This is a genomic window from Citrobacter sp. RHB25-C09 (assembly GCF_013836145.1).
Taxonomy (GTDB): Bacteria; Pseudomonadota; Gammaproteobacteria; order Enterobacterales; family Enterobacteriaceae; genus Citrobacter_A.
In genome coordinates, this window is record NZ_CP057483.1 from 633699 (window position 1) to 653018 (window position 19320).

Annotated in this window: 17 protein-coding genes, 2 pseudogenes and 1 riboswitch; of the genes and pseudogenes, 11 read left to right on the plus strand and 8 right to left on the minus strand. The window is 54.9% G+C overall.

Annotated elements, in window-relative coordinates; genetic code table 11:
* Positions 1 to 13: 13 nt before the first annotated feature.
* Positions 14 to 634, minus strand: a complete 621-nt coding sequence (locus tag HVY19_RS03045) for a TIGR04211 family SH3 domain-containing protein (RefSeq protein WP_181682916.1) — start codon at positions 632 to 634, stop codon at positions 14 to 16.
* Positions 635 to 874: 240 nt separating this feature from the next.
* Between HVY19_RS03045 and HVY19_RS03050 the strand changes: the two genes are divergently transcribed.
* From HVY19_RS03050 to hldE, 3 genes are all read left to right on the plus strand, one after another.
* Entirely contained in the window at positions 875 to 2176 is a 1302-nt protein-coding gene (locus HVY19_RS03050; protein WP_181682917.1) for an inorganic triphosphatase, read from the plus strand.
* A 117-nt stretch (positions 2177 to 2293) separates the two neighbouring features.
* Positions 2294 to 5134: a bifunctional [glutamate--ammonia ligase]-adenylyl-L-tyrosine phosphorylase/[glutamate--ammonia-ligase] adenylyltransferase gene (gene glnE, locus HVY19_RS03055; RefSeq protein ID WP_181682918.1), complete on the plus strand. Its 2841-nt coding sequence runs from the start codon at positions 2294 to 2296 to the stop codon at positions 5132 to 5134.
* Between the two features lie 47 nt (positions 5135 to 5181).
* Positions 5182 to 6615, plus strand: a complete 1434-nt coding sequence (hldE, locus tag HVY19_RS03060) for a bifunctional D-glycero-beta-D-manno-heptose-7-phosphate kinase/D-glycero-beta-D-manno-heptose 1-phosphate adenylyltransferase HldE (RefSeq protein ID WP_181682919.1) — start codon at positions 5182 to 5184, stop codon at positions 6613 to 6615.
* A gap of 153 nt (positions 6616 to 6768) precedes the next feature.
* On the opposite strand, the pseudogene HVY19_RS03065 reads toward hldE, so the two are convergent.
* The 3 genes and pseudogenes from HVY19_RS03065 to ubiK form a co-directional block, all read right to left on the minus strand.
* Positions 6769 to 7149, minus strand: a pseudogene (locus tag HVY19_RS03065) (flotillin domain-containing protein); the annotation flags it as partial.
* Positions 7146 to 7426: pseudogene (locus tag HVY19_RS03070) on the minus strand (hypothetical protein); the annotation flags it as partial. The pseudogenes HVY19_RS03070 and HVY19_RS03065, both read right to left, overlap by 4 nt.
* Positions 7427 to 7477: 51 nt before the next feature.
* Positions 7478 to 7774 (minus strand): ubiquinone biosynthesis accessory factor UbiK, encoded by a 297-nt coding sequence (gene ubiK / locus HVY19_RS03075; RefSeq protein WP_181682921.1) that lies wholly within the window; start codon positions 7772 to 7774, stop codon positions 7478 to 7480.
* A gap of 132 nt (positions 7775 to 7906) precedes the next feature.
* A riboswitch (FMN riboswitch) is annotated at positions 7907 to 8057 on the plus strand.
* Positions 8058 to 8163: 106 nt separating this feature from the next.
* Here ubiK and ribB point away from each other — a divergent pair.
* Complete coding sequence (gene ribB / locus HVY19_RS03080; protein ID WP_181682922.1) at positions 8164 to 8817, plus strand: 3,4-dihydroxy-2-butanone-4-phosphate synthase; 654 nt, start codon at positions 8164 to 8166, stop codon at positions 8815 to 8817.
* Between the two features lie 268 nt (positions 8818 to 9085).
* Positions 9086 to 9262, plus strand: a complete 177-nt coding sequence (locus tag HVY19_RS03085) for a hypothetical protein (RefSeq protein WP_181682923.1) — start codon at positions 9086 to 9088, stop codon at positions 9260 to 9262.
* A gap of 19 nt (positions 9263 to 9281) precedes the next feature.
* Here HVY19_RS03085 and zupT read toward each other — a convergent pair whose 3' ends face one another.
* Positions 9282 to 10055, minus strand: a complete 774-nt coding sequence (gene zupT, locus HVY19_RS03090) for a zinc transporter ZupT (protein ID WP_181682924.1) — start codon at positions 10053 to 10055, stop codon at positions 9282 to 9284.
* 196 nt (positions 10056 to 10251) lie between these two features.
* Here zupT and ygiD point away from each other — a divergent pair, with 196 nt between their 5' ends.
* Positions 10252 to 11040 carry a 4,5-DOPA dioxygenase extradiol gene (gene ygiD, locus HVY19_RS03095; RefSeq protein WP_181682925.1) on the plus strand — a complete coding sequence of 263 codons (789 nt, stop codon included), beginning with the start codon at positions 10252 to 10254 and terminating at the stop codon, positions 11038 to 11040.
* A 46-nt stretch (positions 11041 to 11086) separates the two neighbouring features.
* Here ygiD and HVY19_RS03100 read toward each other — a convergent pair whose 3' ends face one another.
* The 3 genes from HVY19_RS03100 to tolC form a co-directional block, all read right to left on the minus strand.
* Complete coding sequence (locus HVY19_RS03100; protein WP_181682926.1) at positions 11087 to 12247, minus strand: glutathionylspermidine synthase family protein; 1161 nt, start codon at positions 12245 to 12247, stop codon at positions 11087 to 11089.
* Positions 12248 to 12252: 5 nt separating this feature from the next.
* Positions 12253 to 12927: a DUF1190 family protein gene (locus HVY19_RS03105; protein ID WP_181682927.1), complete on the minus strand. Its 675-nt coding sequence runs from the start codon at positions 12925 to 12927 to the stop codon at positions 12253 to 12255.
* Between the two features lie 218 nt (positions 12928 to 13145).
* Complete coding sequence (tolC, locus tag HVY19_RS03110) at positions 13146 to 14612, minus strand: outer membrane channel protein TolC (RefSeq protein WP_181682928.1); 1467 nt, start codon at positions 14610 to 14612, stop codon at positions 13146 to 13148.
* A gap of 204 nt (positions 14613 to 14816) precedes the next feature.
* Here tolC and nudF point away from each other — a divergent pair, with 204 nt between their 5' ends.
* From nudF to parE, 5 genes are read left to right on the plus strand one after another with little or no spacing between them, the layout of a single operon-like run.
* A complete protein-coding gene (nudF, locus tag HVY19_RS03115) occupies positions 14817 to 15449 on the plus strand; it encodes an ADP-ribose diphosphatase (protein WP_181682929.1) in 633 nt (210 codons plus the stop codon).
* The gene (locus HVY19_RS03120; protein WP_181682930.1) at positions 15446 to 15868 is read left to right on the plus strand and encodes a DUF1249 family protein; all 423 of its coding nucleotides are present in this window, start codon (positions 15446 to 15448) and stop codon (positions 15866 to 15868) included. The genes nudF and HVY19_RS03120 overlap by 4 nt, the downstream gene beginning before the upstream one ends.
* A 24-nt stretch (positions 15869 to 15892) precedes the next feature.
* Positions 15893 to 16720, plus strand: a complete 828-nt coding sequence (gene cpdA / locus HVY19_RS03125; protein ID WP_181682931.1) for a 3',5'-cyclic-AMP phosphodiesterase — start codon at positions 15893 to 15895, stop codon at positions 16718 to 16720.
* Complete coding sequence (gene yqiA, locus HVY19_RS03130; RefSeq protein WP_181682932.1) at positions 16720 to 17301, plus strand: esterase YqiA; 582 nt, start codon at positions 16720 to 16722, stop codon at positions 17299 to 17301. Before cpdA ends, yqiA begins: the two co-directional genes overlap by 1 nt.
* A gap of 27 nt (positions 17302 to 17328) precedes the next feature.
* Complete coding sequence (gene parE, locus HVY19_RS03135) at positions 17329 to 19221, plus strand: DNA topoisomerase IV subunit B (RefSeq protein WP_181682933.1); 1893 nt, start codon at positions 17329 to 17331, stop codon at positions 19219 to 19221.
* Positions 19222 to 19320 lie beyond the last annotated feature (99 nt).

A 19320-nucleotide genomic window follows, 5' to 3' on the forward strand; every position in this document is an offset into this window, starting at 1 on the left:
CGGAGAAGGCGATTTAGTTCATCCAGCGGTCTTTGCGTTTGCGGCTTGGGATCATGTGCGGTAGCACCAGGCCCAGAAGCAGACCGAGTCCCAGAACGCCGCCGCCATACATAAACCACTGCATGATGATGGTACGTTGCTTATCATCCAGCTGAAGGTTTGCGGCACTAACCTTTTTCTGCGCCACAATCAGCTCGTTTTTCAGCTTCTGGTTCTCTTCTTTCAGTCCATTGATCACGCTGTCGCTCTGCGACACTTTTTGCTGCATGTCAGAGGTGCGCTGGTTCCAGGTGGTATCAATATTGTTGAGCTTATCGGTCAGCGTTTTGACCTGATTTTCGAGGTCTGGTACGCGGGTACGCAGACTTGGCGTGCTGTTGAGCTCTTTCAGGGGGATCCAGGCAGTACGCCCGGTGCTGTCTTTAACCTGCGCATAGTTGGTGTTAGCGTCGGTTTGCAACAGCGTCACTTCTTCACCCGCGTTGACGGTGCCCACCAGGCGATAATTATCACCGGGGCCACTGCGAACCCAGGTGTTCAGTTCGTCAGAAACATAACGCTTCTCTTCAGCGTGAGAGACAGCGGTGGCGCTAAGCGCAAGTAATGTAAATCCAATCAGGCGTAATTTTGGCATCAGACTGTCGTTATTGTCGTAGAAAGTGGAACGATAGTAGTGGTATCAGTGTCCCTGCGTAAAGCATTAGACATCAATCAGAATCCTCTGTGTCCGCTTTTCCACCACTCTAAACTTTTACGCCCGTCAAATTGCTCGTTGCATGGCAATTTGGCGCAAAATACTATCTACTGACACTCAATAATGCACTTAGTTCGCAGTTGGTGCGTCAACTGTGACATAACCAATAAGTACAAGGCCATGGCTCAGGAAATCGAATTAAAATTTATCGTCAATCACGACGCCGTCGATGCGCTACGTGAGCATCTGACCACCTTTGGCGGTGAACATCACGCGCCCAGCCAACTGCTGAATATCTACTTTGAAACGCCGGACAACTGGCTGCGTAGTCATGATATGGGTCTGCGCATTCGCGGTGAGAGTGGTCGCTATGAAATGACCATGAAAATCGCCGGACGAGTGACGGGCGGTTTACATCAGCGGCCTGAGTACAATGTCCCGCTGAGCGAGCCGACGCTGGACTTAGCGCAATTTCCTCCAGAGGTCTGGCCTAACGGCGAACTGCCGGTCGATCTCGCCTCCCGCGTTCAGCCGTTGTTCAGTACCGATTTTTACCGGGAAAAATGGCAGGTCGAAGTGGACGGTAGCCAGATTGAAATCGCGCTCGATCTTGGGGAAGTTAAAGCCGGTGAGTTTGCGGAACCTATCTGCGAACTGGAGCTTGAACTCCTGAGCGGCGATACCCGGGCGGTGCTGAAGCTGGCAAGCCAACTGGTGACTCAAGCGGGGTTGCGCCAGGGCAGCCTGAGCAAAGCGGCACGTGGTTATCATCTGGCGCAGGGGAATGCCACGCGAACCGTCAGGCCGACAGAGGTGCTGAAAGCGCCAGCCAAAGCCACTGTGGAACAGGCGCTGGAAGCGGCGATGGAGTTGGCGCTGGCGCAATGGCAATACCATGAAGAGTTATGGATTCGTGGTGATGAGGCGGCAAAAGTGGAAGTGCTACGGGCAATGGGGCTGGTACGTCATACACTGACGCTGTTTGGCGGCATTGTTCCGCGTAAAGCGAGCGCTCACTTACGCGATCTGCTGACGCAGTCAGAAGCCACCATGGCTTCGGCGGTATCAGCGGCAACGGCGGTCTATACCACGCAGACGGCGATGGCGAAGCTGGCGCTGACCGAGTGGCTGGTGACTAAAGCCTGGCAGCCGTTTCTCGATGCAAAAGCGCAGGACAAAATTGCCGATTCCTTCAAACGTTTCTCTGATATTCACCTGTCACGGACCGCCGCAGAACTGAAAAGCGTGTTTGGCCAGCCGCTGGGTGAGCAGTACCGCGATCAACTCCCGCGCCTGACCCGTGATATTGATACGATTTTGCTGCTGGCCGGATATTACGATGCCGTTGTTGTGCAGGCCTGGCTGGAGAACTGGCAGGGATTACGCCACGCTATTGTCACCGGTCAACGCATTGAAATTGAACATTTCCGTAACGAAGCGAACAATCAGGAGCCGTTCTGGTTGCACAGCGGAAAACGGTAATTCAAATTGAGAATGATGCCTGATGGCGCTGCGCTTATCAGGCCTACGTAACAGCACCGTTTTGTAGGCCGGATAAAGCGAACGCCGCCATCCGGCACCTTTACAAGGAACGCCTTAATGAAGCCGCTCTCTTCACCGTTACAGCAATACTGGCACACCGTTGTTGAGCGGTTACCAGAAACTTTACCTGAAGCCACGCTTAGCGCTCAGGCGAAGTCAGTGCTTACCTTCAGCGATTTTGTCCAGGATGGCATCATTGCCCATCCCGAATGGTTGGCTGAACTGGAAAGCACTCCGCCTCAGGCCGATGAGTGGCAACGTTACGGCGAATGGTTACAGGCTGCGCTGGCAACGGTGAATGACGAAGCGGCGCTGATGCACACTCTGCGGCTTTTCCGCCGCCGCATAATGGTTCGCATTGCCTGGGCGCAGACGCTTTCTCTCGTCGAAGATACCGACATTTTGCAGCAGTTGAGTCATCTGGCTGAGACACTGATTATCAGCGCCCGTGACTGGCTGTACGATGCCTGCTGCCGCGAGTGGGGCACGCCGTGTAACCAGGAGGGGCTTCCTCAGCCATTGCTGATTTTGGGCATGGGGAAGCTGGGCGGCGGCGAGCTGAATTTTTCCTCCGATATCGATCTCATTTTTGCCTGGCCGGAGCATGGTTCAACCCAGGGCGGGCGACGTGAGCTGGATAATGCGCAGTTCTTCACGCGCATGGGGCAACGGCTGATCAAAGTCCTGGATCAGCCGACACAGGACGGTTTTGTCTATCGGGTCGATATGCGCCTGCGTCCGTTTGGTGACAGCGGCCCGCTGGTGTTGAGCTTTGCGGCGCTGGAAGATTATTACCAGGAGCAAGGGCGAGACTGGGAGCGCTACGCGATGGTCAAGGCGCGGATCATGGGTGATACCGATGGCCGCTATGTCGATGAGCTACGCGCGATGCTGCGCCCGTTCGTTTTCCGCCGCTATATCGACTTCAGCGTGATCCAGTCCCTGCGTAACATGAAGGGGATGATCGCCCGTGAAGTGCGCCGCCGGGGGCTGAAAGATAACATCAAACTCGGCGCGGGCGGCATTCGCGAAATTGAATTTATTGTGCAGGTGTTCCAGTTAATTCGCGGTGGGCGCGAGCCGTCGCTACAGTCCCGCTCGTTGCTACCCACTTTAAGCGCGATCGCCGCGCTGCATCTGCTGTCGGAAAGCGACGCCGACGCGTTACGCTCGGCTTATCTTTTTCTGCGTCGCCTGGAAAACCTGCTGCAAAGCATCAACGATGAACAAACCCAGACCCTGCCGGGGGATGAGCTAAACCGGGCGCGACTGGCGTGGGGGATGAACCTCGACAATTGGCAGCAGTTAACCGACGCGCTGGATGTCCACATGGCGAACGTGCGGCGCGTGTTCAACGAACTGATCGGCGATGACGAAAGCGAAACGCAGGAAGACGCGCTGTCTGAACAGTGGCGCGAGTTGTGGCAGGACGCGTTGCAGGAGGATGATACTCCGGCGGTGCTATCGCATCTTGCAGATGACGACCGCCTGCGCGTGCTCGCGCTGATTGCCGATTTCCGCAAAGAGCTGGACAAGCGGCCTATAGGCCCGCGCGGTCGCCAGGTGCTCGATCACCTGATGCCGCATTTGTTAAGCGACGTCTGTTCGCGTCAGGATGCCTCCGTACCGCTGTCGCGCATTACGCCGCTGCTGGTGGGGATTGTCACCCGTACCACCTATCTCGAGTTGCTGAGTGAATTCCCCGGCGCGTTAAAGCATCTGATTTCCCTTTGTGCGGCCTCGCCAATGGTTGCAAGTCAGTTGGCCCGCTATCCGTTATTGTTGGATGAACTTCTCGACCCGAACACGCTGTATCAGCCGACCGCGACCGATGCGTATCGCGATGAGCTGCGGCAGTATCTGCTGCGCGTGCCGGAAGAGGATGAAGAGCAACAGCTGGAAGCGCTGCGTCAGTTCAAGCAGGCTCAACTGCTGCGCATTGCCGCCGCTGATATCGCCGGCACCTTGCCGGTGATGAAAGTCAGCGATCATCTGACCTGGCTGGCCGAAGCGATGATCGACGCGGTGGTGCAGCAAGCATGGCTGCAGATGGTGGCGCGCTACGGACAGCCGACGCATCTGAGCGAACGGGAAGGGCGCGGATTTGCAGTGGTGGGCTACGGCAAGCTGGGGGGGTGGGAACTGGGTTACAGTTCCGATCTTGATTTAATCTTCCTGCATGATTGTCCGGTCGACGTAATGACTGACGGCGATCGTGAAATCGACGGGCGACAGTTTTATCTGCGACTGGCGCAACGCATTATGCACCTGTTCAGCACCCGCACCTCCTCCGGCATTCTGTATGAAGTGGATGCGCGTTTGCGTCCTTCCGGCGCGGCGGGCATGCTGGTGACCTCCACCGAGGCCTTTGCGGATTATCAGAAAAACGAAGCCTGGACGTGGGAGCATCAGGCGCTGGTGCGCGCTCGCGTGGTGTATGGCGACCCGCAGTTGACGTCACAATTTGATACGGTGCGCCGCGATATTATGACGTTGCCTCGTGACGGAAAAATGTTGCAGACCGATGTGCGCGAAATGCGCGAGAAAATGCGTGCGCATCTGGGAAACAAACACCGCGATCGCTTTGATATTAAAGCCGATGAGGGCGGAATTACCGATATCGAATTCATCACGCAGTACCTGGTGCTGCGTTATGCTCATGAAAAACCCAAACTGACTCGCTGGTCGGATAATGTACGCATTCTGGAACTGTTAGCGCAGAACGACATTATGGACGAGCAGGAGGCGATGGCGTTGACGCACGCCTATACCACGCTACGCGATGAGCTGCATCATCTGGCCTTGCAGGAGCAGCCGGGCCATGTGGCGCAAACATGCTTTGAGGCGGAACGCGCACTGGTACGGGCAAGCTGGCAGAAGTGGCTGGTCGCCGTTTGAAGTGTGCTATTATCGCGCGCAAATTTTGAATCTCTCAGGAGACAGGAATGAAAGTAACGCTGCCAGAGTTTGAACGTGCAGGAGTCTTGGTTGTAGGTGATGTGATGCTGGATCGCTACTGGTACGGGCCAACCAGCCGTATTTCACCAGAAGCGCCAGTCCCTGTGGTCAAAGTGGATACTATTGAAGAACGTCCGGGTGGCGCGGCGAACGTGGCGATGAACATCGCTTCTCTGGGTGCCAATTCGCGTCTGGTAGGCTTAACCGGGATTGACGACGCGGCACGTGCGCTTAGCAAAACGCTGGCAGACGTCAACGTGAAGTGCGACTTCGTTTCTGTGCCGACCCATCCAACTATCACCAAGCTGCGCGTCCTTTCCCGTAACCAACAGCTCATTCGTCTGGATTTTGAAGAAGGCTTTGAGGGCGTGGATCCGCAGCCGATCCATGAGCGTATCAGCCAGGCGCTGGGGTCGATTGGCGCACTGATCCTCTCCGACTACGCGAAAGGTGCACTGGCAAGCGTTCAGCAGATGATTGCGCTGGCGCGCAAGGCTGGCGTACCGGTGTTGATCGACCCGAAAGGAACCGATTTTGAACGCTACCGTGGCGCAACGCTGCTGACGCCGAATCTCTCTGAGTTCGAAGCGGTGGCGGGAAAATGCAAAAGCGAAGAAGAGATTGTTGAGCGCGGCATGAAGCTGATTGCCGATTTCGAATTATCCGCGCTGCTGGTCACGCGCTCTGAGCAGGGTATGACGCTGCTGCAACCGGGTAAAGCCCCGCTGCATATGCCAACCCAGGCGCAGGAAGTGTATGACGTCACCGGTGCCGGTGACACGGTGATTGGCGTGCTGGCGGCAACGCTGGCGGCGGGTAATTCGCTGGAAGAAGCCTGCTTCTTCGCGAACGCGGCGGCAGGCGTGGTGGTTGGCAAGCTCGGTACTTCAACCGTTTCACCTATCGAACTGGAAAACGCCGTGCGCGGACGTGCGGAAACCGGCTTTGGCGTAATGACCGAAGATGAGCTGAAGCAGGCCGTTGCCAGCGCCCGTAAGCGCGGCGAGAAGGTGGTGATGACCAACGGCGTGTTCGATATTCTGCATGCGGGCCATGTCTCTTATCTTGCTAACGCGCGTAAGCTGGGCGACCGGCTGATCGTGGCAGTGAACAGCGACGCGTCGACCAAACGGCTGAAAGGCGAAACGCGTCCGGTGAATCCGCTCGAACAGCGCATGATCGTACTGGGTGCGCTGGAAGCGGTGGACTGGGTTGTCTCTTTTGAAGAGGACACGCCGCAGCGTCTGATCGCGGGTGTATTGCCGGATCTGTTGGTGAAAGGGGGAGATTACAAGCCGGAAGATATCGCGGGCAGCAAAGAGGTTTGGGCCAACGGCGGCGAAGTGCTGGTGCTGAACTTTGAAGATGGTTGCTCGACCACCAATATCATCAAGAAGATCCAGAAAGACAGCGATAAATAAGCGCCCGGTAAAGTGCCGGATGGCGGTGTAAACACCTTATCCGGCCTACAGGCATTTGCTTCGTAGGCCTGATAAGCGTAGCGCCATCAGGCATCCGGTATTAAATTTCTTCAGGCTTCAGCTCATCTTCCGACTCGCTTTCGCTAATCATTTTCAGCGGCTCTGCCAGTGCTGACAGTGAACCGCCGGAATGATCTTAATGCCGTCGATCGACTTCATCGGCTCAACGGACTTCTCAATAACCGCAGGCAGAGACTGCAACAGGGCCAGTTTAAACTTCAGAGTGGTTTGCTCATTAGAGAGTACGTTGGCGCGCTGTGCTTCAGCTTTCGCCAGTTCGACGATAGCAGCCGCCTGTTGCTCAGCCGCTTCTTTCTCAGCTTTGGCACGCACGGTCAGTTCAACCGCTTTGGTTTCCGCATCCTGAATCTGGCGCTCAGCAAGGATACGGGTTTGTTCAGCTTCACGGTGACGTTCGGCCTCAAACGCCGCGATTTTCGCATTCTGCTCGGCGGTGCGGGTTTTCACCTGCTGTTATCCTGTGGCAGCCATTTCCATTGTAATGCACAGCAAACACGGAGAGGATGAAGCAGAGCGGGCCAGGCAGGAAATTGCTCAGCGGGGCTTGCCACAACGCGATCCAGCCATGCTGGATAAGAATGCCAAAAAGACCGAAATAACCGGCGAGCAGACAAAGCACGATCAGCGCGGGAATGCGCCCGATATTGAGGTAATGCAGCGCTTGCCCGATATTACCGGAAGAAAGGGAATCGTAATGGTCGAAATGGGCATCAAGGGCGGCGGTAAGAAAGGAATAAATTGGCGATGAAAAATAGCCACGGGCCTTGCGGCCCGTGGATGATTACTCTTGTGATTCTACCGGCGGGATGGCAGGCGCGGGTTTAACGGCTTCGCTACCCTGACGTGCTTCCAGTTCACTGAGACGCTGTTCCAGCAGCGCCAGCTTTTCGCGGGTGCGCAGCAGGACCTGCGTCTGCACATCAAACTCTTCGCGGCTCACCAAGTCGAGACGCGTCAACTGCGACTGCAACGTTTGACGGATTTTCTTCTCGACATCTTCCCCGAACTCGCGGATCCCTTTCGGCATCGACTCATGAACCTGGCGAGCAATTTGCTCAATTTTTTTCGGGTCAATCATAGTGGTTTCCCTGAACTGGTAAGTGTTAATGCCCATTGTAGTGCGATATGCGCAAGGCATAAACCAGAATTGTGTGAAGCTTATGCAGGCAAAGGCGTTGATGAAGGTAATCAATAGCGTTATAGTTAACCCGCTTATTCTCAGGGCGGGGCGAAATTCCCCACCGGCGGTAAATCAGCTTGATGCTGAAAGCCCGCGAGCGCTTCGGATGCAAATCTGAAGGTCAGCAGATCCGGTGTAATTCCGGGGCCGACGGTTAGAGTCCGGATGGGAGAGAGTAACGATTCTGTCGGGCATGGACCCGCTCACGTTATTTTTTTAGCCGCTTGTCGGCACTCCTAAGACTGCCCTGATTCTGGTAACCATAATTTTAGTGAGGTTTTTTTACCATGAATCAGACGCTACTTTCCTCTTTTGGTACGCCTTTTGAACGTGTCGAACACGCTCTGTCTGCGTTGCGCGAAGGCCGCGGTGTGATGGTGCTGGACGATGAAGATCGTGAAAACGAAGGCGATATGATTTTCCCCGCAGAAACCATGACCGTTGAACAGATGGCACTGACTATCCGTCACGGTAGCGGTATTGTCTGCCTGTGCATTACCGAAGATCGTCGTAAACAACTCGATCTGCCGATGATGGTGGAAAATAACACCAGCGCCTATGGTACCGGTTTTACCGTGACCATTGAGGCGGCTGAAGGCGTGACCACCGGCGTTTCCGCCGCTGATCGCATAACGACCGTTCGTGCGGCCATTGCCGACGGCGCGAAACCTTCCGATCTGAACCGTCCGGGACACGTCTTCCCGCTGCGCGCTCAGCCGGGCGGTGTTTTGACCCGTGGTGGGCACACCGAAGCGACCATCGATCTGGTGACGCTGGCAGGTTTCAAACCGGCAGGCGTGCTGTGTGAACTGACCAATGACGATGGCAGCATGGCGCGCGCGCCAGAGTGCATCGCGTTTGCGGGCAAACATAACATGGCCGTTGTTACGATCGAAGACCTGGTGGCCTACCGCCAGGCTCACGAGCGTAAAGCCAGTTAAGACGCTGTACTCTCTTATCGGGTCTACTCCCTAAGGTGCTAAACCTGTAGACCCGATAAGCCGACGCGCTCACAGACGGTAGCGTCATTTATCCTGTCAGTTTAACTTTTCAAACATCCATCTGTTTAATAAACGCCCAACCTTTTTCTCTATGATCGAAATCATACTTTCGATTTCATACTGTGCCAGTATATAAAACTAACCCGATAGGGGTACGGCATGTTTTGATGCTATATATTTGTTAACGTTACGCTTTAAGGTTAAAAGGATGTTTATTGCCTGGTATTGGATTGTTTTAATTGTTCTGGTGGTTGCGGCGTATATTTGCCATATGAAGCGCTGCTGTAAGGCGTTTCGCCAGGACAGAGATGCGCTGATGGAAATCCGTAATAAATTACTTCGTCGTCATGATGAAGCGCGCGTTATGCGCAAAGAGCAGGAATAACAGTTTCCTGCTCTTTTTGTCAGCCAATTCCCATTGTCTGAAGTAAGACCAGACTTAACCCCATCACAGACATGCCGCAAAGAACGCCATAGCTGGGGTTGTTGTTCGGATCGATCTCTTTCGCCAGCGGCATCAGTTCATCAACCGATAGCGCCACCATAATTCCGGCAACGGCCGCCATAATAGCCGCCATAACCACCGGAGAAATCAGGCTACCCAGAATCAACCACGCCAGCACGCCGCCCAGGATTTCCGCCATGCCGGAAATGCCCGCCCAGAAGATGGCCGTACGCTTAGAGCCGGTTGCGGCGTACACCGGACCGGCGACCGCTAAACCTTCTGGAATGTTGTGCAAGGCAACCGCCAGCGCAATACCAAACCCGAGTTCCAGGTTGCTACTGGCGGTGACGTAGGTCGCAACCCCTTCCGGGAAGTTGTGCAAACTGATGCCGAGCGTCAGTAAAACAGCGGTACGTTTAATATTGCGCGGCATCGGCGCAACGGTTTTTTGCATCAAATCCTGTGGGTGTGCGTGGGGCAGCATACGGTCAAGGCCAAAGTACCCCAGAAGGCCAAATACGAACATGCCGTAGCCCAGAACCGGCGACATACCTTCTGTTCGCAGCGCGGCAGGCAGCATTTCCATCAGCGAGATGAGTAACATGATCCCGGCAGCAAAGCCCAGTGAGAAGGCCAGCACACGGTTAGATGGCTTTTGACCAAGTACACCAAGGATCGCGCCGATGAAGGTCGCAGCACCTGCCAGTATGGTCAGAATCAAGGGGACTGACATTCACCTCTCCTCGTGATAATAATTCTCATTTATATTAATAATTCATTGCCAGCAAAGCGAGTGTGATCGTTTTGCTTTACACATTTCTTACATTCAAATTTCCTGATGATGATCATCATGCTTATCTGCGTTCATCTTTTGCGGGTTGCGCGTAATGTAGAACCATTGCATTGACACCCTATTTAAGGATATCACCATGACTCATTCTCGTATGCCAGCATTGTTTTTGGGACACGGCAGTCCGATGAACGTTCTCGAAGATAACCAGTATACCCGCGCCTGGCAGCAATTGGGGGAGGCATTGCCGCGTCCAAAAGCGATCGTCGTGGTATCTGCACACTGGTTTACGCGCGGGACGGGCGTTACGGCGATGGAAGCGCCAAAAACGATCCATGATTTTGGTGGTTTTCCGCAGGCGTTGTATGACACCCACTATCCGGCACCCGGTTCCCCTGAATTAGCGCAACAGCTGGTCGATCTCCTGTCGCCGGTTCCTGTAACGCTTGATACAGAGGCGTGGGGGTTTGATCACGGCTCGTGGGGCGTGCTGATCAAGATGTACCCGAACGCGGATATTCCAATGGTGCAGTTAAGTATCGACAGCACCAAACCGCCGGCCTGGCATCTTGAAATTGGCCGCAAGCTGGCTGCGCTACGGGATCAGGGCATTATGCTGGTGGCCAGCGGTAACGTGGTGCATAACCTGCGTACCGTGCGTTGGCATGGTGATAACTCACCGTACCCATGGGCCACGTCCTTCAATGATTTTGTAAAAGCGAACCTGACCTGGCAGGGGCCGGTGGAGCAGCATCCGTTGGTGAATTATCTTGATCATGAAGGTGGTTCGTTGTCGAACCCGACGCCGGATCACTATCTGCCACTGCTGTACGTGCTGGGCGCATGGGATGGCAAAGAGCCTGTTACGATCCCGGTGGAAGGCATTGAGATGGGCAGTCTGAGTATGCTGTCAGTCCAGGTGGGGTAAGAAAAGGTATGCCGGGTAAGGCGAAACCGCCACCCGGCACTCCCTGTCATTCAACAAAGATATGCGGATAAAAGCGCGACAGATCCTGAGTGATCAGCGCACGGTCCTCGCGAATACCGATCCCGGCAGGCTGGTCGTTGATCAGCCAACTGCCGATCAGCATATAGCTGTCCCCATATTTCGGCAGCGGATGGAACTGCTGCACGATCATGCCTTCTTCGCCATAGGGGCCTTCCACCGCTTCGATCGTTTTACCGTTCTCAATGATGGAGACGTTAGCGCCTTCACGCGAGAAGATAGGCTTGACGACGAATTTTTCCATCTGCGGGTAATCGTCTTCAGCGAAATAGGCTGGCAGCAGGTTCGGGTGGTTCGGGAACATCTCCCACAGCAGCGGCAACAGCGCCTTGTTGGAGATAATGCTCTTCCATGCGGGTTCCAGCCAGCGAACCCCGGCATCTTCCAGCTTGGTGGAGAACATCTCGCGCAGCATAAATTCCCACGGATACAGCTTGAAAAGGTTGGCAATCACCTGATCCTGCAGGTCCGTGAACTGGCCTTTTTCGCCCAGGCCAATATCCTCAACGTAGAGGAATTCGGTGGCGATTTCGGCTTCCGCCGCGCAGTCCTGTAAATACTGGATCGTCCCGCGATCTTCAACGGTATCGCGGCAGCAGGTGAGATGCAGAAGTTGAAACCCGTACTGCTCACGCAGCTCGGCAAAACGTTCGATCAGCTTTTCCTGAAGGCTATTAAACTGATCGCTGCCTTCCGGCAGGTTGCCCGCATTGATCTGATCTTCGAGCCAGATCCACTGGAAAAACGCCGCTTCGTACAGCGAGGTCGGTGTATCCGCGTTGTTCTCCAGTAGCTTCGGTTCGCCGGTGCCATCCCATGCCAGATCGAGACGTGAATAGAGTGACGGCTGCTGCGTCTGCCACGACTGACGGACGAAGCCCCAGGTGTGCTTAGGGATGCGGAATTTGGTCATCAGCTCGTCGCTGGCGATCACTTTCTCAACCACCTGGAGGCACATCTGGTGCAGCTCGGCGGTGACCTCTTCCAGCTTTTCAACCTGGGCCAGCGTCAGCTTGTAGTAGGCATCTTCACACCAGTACGGTTCGCCGTACATAGTGTGAAAATTGAAGCCATATTCTGTCGCTTTATCGCGCCAGTCCGGGCGTTCGGTAATACTGACTCTTTCCATGCGACTCAGCCACCCATTGAACGGGTAGAGGTGCCGCTGGCGCTACGCTGCATGGTGCTTTGCTTAGCAACGGATTCACCGAAGCCGCCGCGCGTCACGGTAGACGTTGTTGCAGGCTTCGGCGCCATCGCGGTTTTCGGAACCGTCATCGTGCGGCCCGGCGTAGCAGCGCCGTAGTTTTTACCGCTGGCATCGGTGTATTTACCGTAGGCCGGGCTGGCCGGGTTTTTCGAGCTGAACAGCGGCTGTTGGGCAAAGCCTGCGCCGCCGCCCATCATACGGCCCATCATGTAGCCCGCCATCAACGGCATCCAGAAGCTGCCGCTGGACTGCTGCTGCGCCTGAGCCTGGCCTTCAGGGGCCATACCTGCCTGCGCAGGTGCCTGCTGGCACTGGCCTTCGCCGAATTCAGCGATACAGTCTTCACGCGTGGCATATTTCGGCGCGGTACGTTCGGCTTCTTTCAGTGCATTGTTGAAGGCCGTTGTACATTCCGCGCTTTTGCCCGGATTGGCTGCTGAGCAGTCATCCGCGTTTTGATACAGCGATACGGTTTCGTCGCTTTTTTCACAACCCGCCAGCATAAACACAGCGGTAACGGCTAACGCCACAGGCGTCAGATGGCGCGCGCTCCAGTTTTTACGGAACGAAGCGTGATGTATGGATTTTGTCCGTTTCATTTTCGTCTTCCAGGACCCAGTGATAATTACTGCTCAGGATAGAGGATGAGTGGTTGAAAATGAAGCGAGATAAGCCTGGAATGCGGGTGAATGGCGGGATCTTTACGTTGTCTTACGTTCAGGCGGGTTTTATGCCGGGTGGCGCTGTGCTTACCGGGCCTACAGGAACGACGCATCTGTAGGCCCGATAAGCAAAACGCCATCGGGCAAGGTCAAACTTAATTGCGGAACGGATTGTTACCCGAAGTGCTACGTGCTGCCGCAGGCTGTGCGGCCGGTGCGCTGCCGGTAAAGTCATCTACCGCGGCGTCCTGCTGCGGCGTTTCTGGCGCTACGCTTTCCGGTGAGGTCGGAATGGGTTTACCCAGCGTATTGTTCAGTGCGACCAGATCCTGTTCGTTCAGCGTACCCAGCGCGGATTTGATATTCAGCTGGTTGATCAGGTAGGTGTAACGCGCGTTCGCCAGCTGTTGCTTAGCGTTGTACAGCGTGGTGGTTGCGTCCAATACGTCAACGATCGTGCGCGTACCGACGGAGTAACCCGCTTCCATTGCATCCAGAGAGCTTTGCGCAGAGACAACGGCTTGTTTATACGCGTTAATGCTGCTGATGGAGGCATTGATATTGTTGAAGGATGAGCGAACGGTCTGTACTACGCTACGGTGCGCGCTTTCCAGCTGTTCGCTGGCGCCAACAAAGTTGTACTGGGCCTGTTTCACCTGCGAGTTAACCATCCCGCCCTGATAAATAGGCAGGGAGAAGCTCAGGCCGACCTTGTTCTGACCCATGTTGCTATCGTCATACTGCGCTGAGTTAGTTTTAGAACCGCTGTAGGACGTATCAGAAACCCCCGTAGAGGCGGTTAAATCCAGGGTTGGCAAATGACCATCCTGCGCCAGACGAATCTGTTCACGCGCCAGGTCCTGGCTCAAACGCGCCTGCAACAGCGACAGGTTGCGGTTTTCCGCTTCTTTCAGAAGGGCGTTAACGGCCTGCGGCTTGTCGGTTTTGAAGCTGTCCACGTTCAGCGACGCCAGCTCCGGATAGTAATTACCGGTGACCTGGCGCAGTTCTTCTACCGCGTTGTCCAGATCGTTACGGGCAGTCACTTCGTTCGCCAGTACGGTGTCGTATTGTGAACGGGCGTTTTGCACGTCAGTGATGGCGACCAGCCCCACGTTGAAACGCTGGGTGGTTTGGTCCAACTGACGATAAATAGCTTGTTTCTGCGCCTGGGTATAGGAGAGAACGTCAATGGCGTTCAGTACTTTGAAGTACGCGCTGGCGGTGTTAAGGATCAGGGTTTGCTGATCCGTCTGAAAGCTCACGTCCTGAATACCCGCAGACTTTTCCTGCAGGGTCAGCGCGCGCCATTTCGACATGTCGAAAAGGGTTTGCGTCAATTGCAGAGAGGCGCTGGTTGCGTTGGAGTCCACACCGTTTGCATCACGGAAGCCGTTGCTGTAGGTGTAATCGGCACCCAGGCCCAGTTGCGGCAATAAAGGACTACGTGCTTCATTGATTTTTTCGAATGCAGCATCGCGATCGGCGGCGGATTTACGTAATTCCGGGTTGCTCAGGCGTGCTTGCTGATAAACTTGCATCAGGTTTTCTGCCTGGCTCAGAGTGCTGAACCCCGACAGGCTCAAGCCGATAAGGATGGGGAGCAATTTCTTCATTTGCATTTGCATTCCTTGTTATGAAGCAGTATTTAGCGCTGATCAAATTTGAAAAATAATTGCTGATTCTAGCAGAATCCGCCACTTCAAAAAGTTGGCGTTCTGTGCCATCAGGCGTTAATTTGCACCAATTTATCACAAGGTCGATGAAACGGCAGTCAAACGGCCTTGAAATTCACATTTAAATCACTATTGGTACAGGACAGCACAATGCGTAAATCAGGCAACTCGCCGGTCACTTTCTCTAAAAACGATGTAGAAATTATTGCACGAGAAACGCTGTATCGCGGTTTTTTTTCGCTGGATCTTTATCGTTTCCGCCATCGTTTATTCAGCGGCGAAATGAGTCAGGAAGTTCGTCGAGAAATTTTTGAGCGCGGTCACGCCGCAGTCTTGCTACCCTTTGACCCTGAGCGGGATGAAGTGGTGTTGATCGAGCAGGTTAGGATTGCGGCGTTTGACACAAGCCCAACGCCGTGGCTGCTGGAGTTGGTGGCAGGGATGATCGAAGAGGGTGAAACCGTCGAAGATGTCGCCCGGCGCGAGGCGCTGGAAGAGGCCGGTATCACGGTTAAGCGAACCAAACCGGTGCTCAGTTATCTGGCAAGCCCTGGCGGCACCAGCGAGCGCTCGTCAATAATGGTGGGTGAAGTGGACGCCACGACCGCGAGCGGGATTCACGGTCTGGTTGATGAAAACGAAGATATTCGGGTTCATGTGGTAAGCCGGGAGCAGGCTTACCGTTGGGTAGAAGAGGGGAAAATTGATAACGCGGCTTCTGTCATCGCCCTGCAATGGCTGCAGCTGCACTATAAAGAGTTAATACACGAGTGGAAAAAATGAAGCGCTATACACCCGACTTTCCTGAAATGATGCGCCTTTGCGAAACTAATTTTTCGCAACTGCGCCGCCTGTTGCCGCGCAATGACGCGCCTGGCGAAACGGTCAGCTATCAGGTGGGCAATGCGCAATACCGGTTAACGATCGTGGAATCGACCCGCTACACGACGCTTGTGACGATCGAGCAGACGGCGCCTGCTATCACTTACTGGAGCCTGCCGTCGCTGACAGTTCGCCTCTATCATGATGCGATGGTGGCTGAAGTGTGTTCAAGTCAGCAGATCTTTCGCTTCAAAGCGCGGTATGATTACCCAAATAAAAAGTTGCATCAACGCGACGAAAAGCATCAAATTAACCAGTTTCTGGCCGATTGGCTGCGATACTGTTTAGCACATGGAGCGATGGCGATTCCGGTTTACTAGCGTCGTGAAACCTAAGGACACCATTTGGAAAGCCTGTTAAACCTGTCACTGTCTGGTGAGGCCAGCGTCAGGATTTTACAAATTACTGATACTCACCTGTTTGCCGAAAAACACGAAACGCTACTGGGCGTCAACACCTGGGAGAGCTACCGGGCGGTGTTGGATGCGATTCATGCCGAAGGGCAGGAATACGATCTGGTGGTCGCGACAGGTGATTTAGCGCAGGACCAAACTGCTGCGGCCTATCAGCATTTCGCTGAGGGTATCGCAAGCTTTCGTGCGCCCTGCGTTTGGTTGCCCGGCAATCACGACTTTCAGCCCGCGATGTACAGCGCGTTACAAGACGCGGGGATCTCCCCGGCAAAGCGCATTTTCATTGGCGAACAGTGGCAAATCCTGCTGCTGGACAGTCAGGTTTTTGGCGTTCCCCATGGTGAACTCAGTGAATTCCAGCTCGAATGGCTGGAGCACAAACTGGCCGAAGCGCCGGAGCGCCACACGTTGCTGCTTTTGCATCATCATCCGATGCCCGCAGGGTGCAGTTGGCTGGACCAGCATAGTCTGCGTAACGCCGCCGAACTGGACAACGTGCTGGTGAATTTCCCCCGCGTGAAGCATCTGCTCTGTGGGCATATTCATCAGGAACTGGATGTCGACTGGAATGGCCGCCGCCTGCTGGCGACACCCTCGACCTGCGTTCAGTTTAAACCTCACTGCGCGAACTTTACCCTTGATACGAAAGCACCAGGCTGGCGCACGCTGGAGTTATTCGCCGACGGCACGTTGCGAACCGACGTCTGCCGTCTGGAGGGAACCGAGTTCCGCCCTGACACCGCTTCAGAAGGCTACTGATGTCTACGCTCCTCTATCTGCATGGCTTCAATAGCTCACCGCGTTCCGCGAAAGCGTGTCTGCTGAAACAGTGGCTGCACGAGAAACATCCTGAAATTGAGATGATCATTCCGCAGTTGCCGCCGTATCCGGCGGACGCGGCGGAAATGCTGGAATCGATCATACTGGCGCATGGCGGCGAGCCGCTGGGTGTCGTCGGTTCCTCTTTGGGCGGCTATTATGCCACCTGGTTGTCGCAGTGTTTTATGTTGCCTGCCGTCGTGGTTAACCCGGCGGTACGGCCATTTGAACTGCTGGTCGGTTACCTGGGCCAGAACGAGAACCCCTACACGGGGCAGCAATATGTGCTAGAGTCACGCCATATTTACGATCTCAAAGTCATGCAGATTGACCCGCTGGAAGCGCCTGATTTGATCTGGCTGCTGCAACAGACGGGCGATGAAGTGCTGGATTACCGCCAGGCAGTGGCGCATTACGCCTCTTGCCGCCAGACTGTTATTGAGGGCGGATGCCATGCCTTTACGGGCTTCGAAGATTATTTCAACCAGATTGTCGATTTCCTTGGACTGCACAGTTGCTGACAATCATTTCGAACTGCTATTGAAACCATGACGCAAACTTATAACGCTGATGCCATTGAGGTACTCACTGGGCTCGAGCCGGTGCGCCGTCGCCCGGGAATGTACACAGATACGACCCGCCCCAACCATCTTGGGCAGGAAGTTATTGATAACAGTGTGGATGAAGCACTGGCTGGCCACGCTAAACGCGTGGACGTCATTCTTCATGCCGATCAATCACTGGAAGTTATCGATGACGGGCGCGGTATGCCTGTGGACATTCACCCGGAAGAGGGTGTTCCGGCGGTTGAATTGATTCTTTGCCGACTGCATGCGGGCGGTAAGTTCTCTAACAAGAACTATCAGTTCTCCGGTGGTCTGCACGGCGTGGGTATCTCCGTGGTGAACGCCCTGTCTAAGCGCGTGGAAGTCAACGTCCGCCGTGATGGTCAGGTGTATAACATTGCGTTTGAAAACGGTGACAAGGTTCAGGATCTTCAGGTCGTCGGTACGTGCGGTAAGCGTAATACCGGGACCAGCGTCCACTTCTGGCCGGACGAAACTTTTTTCGATAGTCCGCGTTTCTCCGTTTCTCGCTTGACCCATATCCTGAAAGCCAAAGCGGTGCTGTGCCCTGGCGTTGAAATCACCTTTAAGGATGAGGTCAACAATAGCGAACAGCGCTGGTGCTACCAGGATGGTCTGAATGATTATCTGGGCGAAGCGGTTAACGGCCTGCCGACGCTGCCTGAAAAACCCTTCATCGGCAATTTTGCTGGCGATACGGAAGCCGTTGACTGGGCGCTGCTGTGGCTGCCAGAGGGTGGCGAGCTGCTGACTGAAAGCTATGTCAACCTGATCCCCACCATGCAGGGCGGCACGCACGTTAACGGCCTGCGCCAGGGGCTGCTCGACGCAATGCGCGAGTTCTGCGAATACCGCAACATTCTGCCGCGCGGCGTGAAGCTCTCAGCAGAAGATATCTGGGACCGCTGCGCGTATGTGCTGTCGGTGAAAATGCAGGACCCGCAGTTTGCCGGGCAGACCAAAGAGCGTCTCTCTTCACGTCAGTGCGCGGCCTTTGTTTCCGGTGTAGTAAAAGATGCCTTTAGCCTGTGGCTGAACCAGAACGTCCAGTCAGCAGAACTGCTGGCGGAAATGGCGATATCCAGCGCTCAGCGCCGGATGCGCGCTGCCAAGAAAGTGGTGCGTAAAAAGCTGACCAGCGGACCGGCCCTGCCAGGAAAACTGGCCGACTGTACCGCGCAGGACCTCAATCGTACCGAACTGTTCCTTGTGGAAGGGGACTCGGCGGGCGGATCTGCCAAGCAGGCGCGCGATCGCGAATATCAGGCGATTATGCCGCTCAAAGGTAAGATCCTGAATACCTGGGAAGTCTCGTCGGATGAAGTACTGGCTTCGCAGGAAGTTCACGATATTTCGGTGGCGATCGGCATCGATCCGGACAGTGACGATCTGAGCCAACTGCGTTACGGCAAGATCTGTATCCTTGCGGATGCGGACTCCGATGGTCTGCACATTGCGACGCTACTTTGCGCGTTGTTTGTGAAGCACTTCCGCACGCTGGTGAAACATGGGCACGTCCATGTCGCGCTACCGCCGTTGTACCGTATTGACCTGGGTAAAGAGGTCTATTACGCATTAACGGAAGAAGAGAAAGCGGGCGTTCTTGAGCAGTTGAAGCGTAAGAAAGGCAAGCCAAACGTCCAGCGCTTTAAAGGTCTGGGTGAAATGAACCCGATGCAGTTGCGTGAAACGACGCTGGATCCCAATACCCGCCGCCTGGTGCAGCTTACTATCAGCGATGAGGACGATCAGCGTACCAACGCGATGATGGATATGCTGCTGGCGAAGAAACGCTCCGAAGACCGCCGTAACTGGTTGCAGGAAAAAGGCGACCTCGCCGATCTCGACGTCTAACTGGAACCGTTGTGACAGTGCCGGATGGCGACCCGTAGGGTCTTATCCGGCCTACAGAACAGCGCTACTCCGTAGGCTCGGTAAGCGACAGTGCCACCG

What these genes read in the sequence shown, in the direction of transcription:
- HVY19_RS03105 (WP_181682927.1), bottom strand. Translation starts at nt 12,927, where the DNA reads ATGAAACGGACAAAATCCATACATCACGCTTCGTTCCGTAAAAACTGG.
- HVY19_RS03050 (WP_181682917.1), top strand. Translation starts at nt 875, where the DNA reads ATGGCTCAGGAAATCGAATTAAAATTTATCGTCAATCACGACGCCGTC.
- nudF (WP_181682929.1), top strand. Translation starts at nt 14,817, where the DNA reads ATGCGTAAATCAGGCAACTCGCCGGTCACTTTCTCTAAAAACGATGTA.
- parE (WP_181682933.1), top strand. Translation starts at nt 17,329, where the DNA reads ATGACGCAAACTTATAACGCTGATGCCATTGAGGTACTCACTGGGCTC.
- tolC (WP_181682928.1), bottom strand. Translation starts at nt 14,612, where the DNA reads ATGCAAATGAAGAAATTGCTCCCCATCCTTATCGGCTTGAGCCTGTCG.
- HVY19_RS03120 (WP_181682930.1), top strand. Translation starts at nt 15,446, where the DNA reads ATGAAGCGCTATACACCCGACTTTCCTGAAATGATGCGCCTTTGCGAA.
- zupT (WP_181682924.1), bottom strand. Translation starts at nt 10,055, where the DNA reads ATGTCAGTCCCCTTGATTCTGACCATACTGGCAGGTGCTGCGACCTTC.
- HVY19_RS03100 (WP_181682926.1), bottom strand. Translation starts at nt 12,247, where the DNA reads ATGGAAAGAGTCAGTATTACCGAACGCCCGGACTGGCGCGATAAAGCG.
- ygiD (WP_181682925.1), top strand. Translation starts at nt 10,252, where the DNA reads ATGACTCATTCTCGTATGCCAGCATTGTTTTTGGGACACGGCAGTCCG.
- yqiA (WP_181682932.1), top strand. Translation starts at nt 16,720, where the DNA reads ATGTCTACGCTCCTCTATCTGCATGGCTTCAATAGCTCACCGCGTTCC.
- HVY19_RS03085 (WP_181682923.1), top strand. Translation starts at nt 9,086, where the DNA reads ATGTTTATTGCCTGGTATTGGATTGTTTTAATTGTTCTGGTGGTTGCG.
- ribB (WP_181682922.1), top strand. Translation starts at nt 8,164, where the DNA reads ATGAATCAGACGCTACTTTCCTCTTTTGGTACGCCTTTTGAACGTGTC.
- HVY19_RS03045 (WP_181682916.1), bottom strand. Translation starts at nt 634, where the DNA reads ATGCCAAAATTACGCCTGATTGGATTTACATTACTTGCGCTTAGCGCC.
- glnE (WP_181682918.1), top strand. Translation starts at nt 2,294, where the DNA reads ATGAAGCCGCTCTCTTCACCGTTACAGCAATACTGGCACACCGTTGTT.
- hldE (WP_181682919.1), top strand. Translation starts at nt 5,182, where the DNA reads ATGAAAGTAACGCTGCCAGAGTTTGAACGTGCAGGAGTCTTGGTTGTA.
- ubiK (WP_181682921.1), bottom strand. Translation starts at nt 7,774, where the DNA reads ATGATTGACCCGAAAAAAATTGAGCAAATTGCTCGCCAGGTTCATGAG.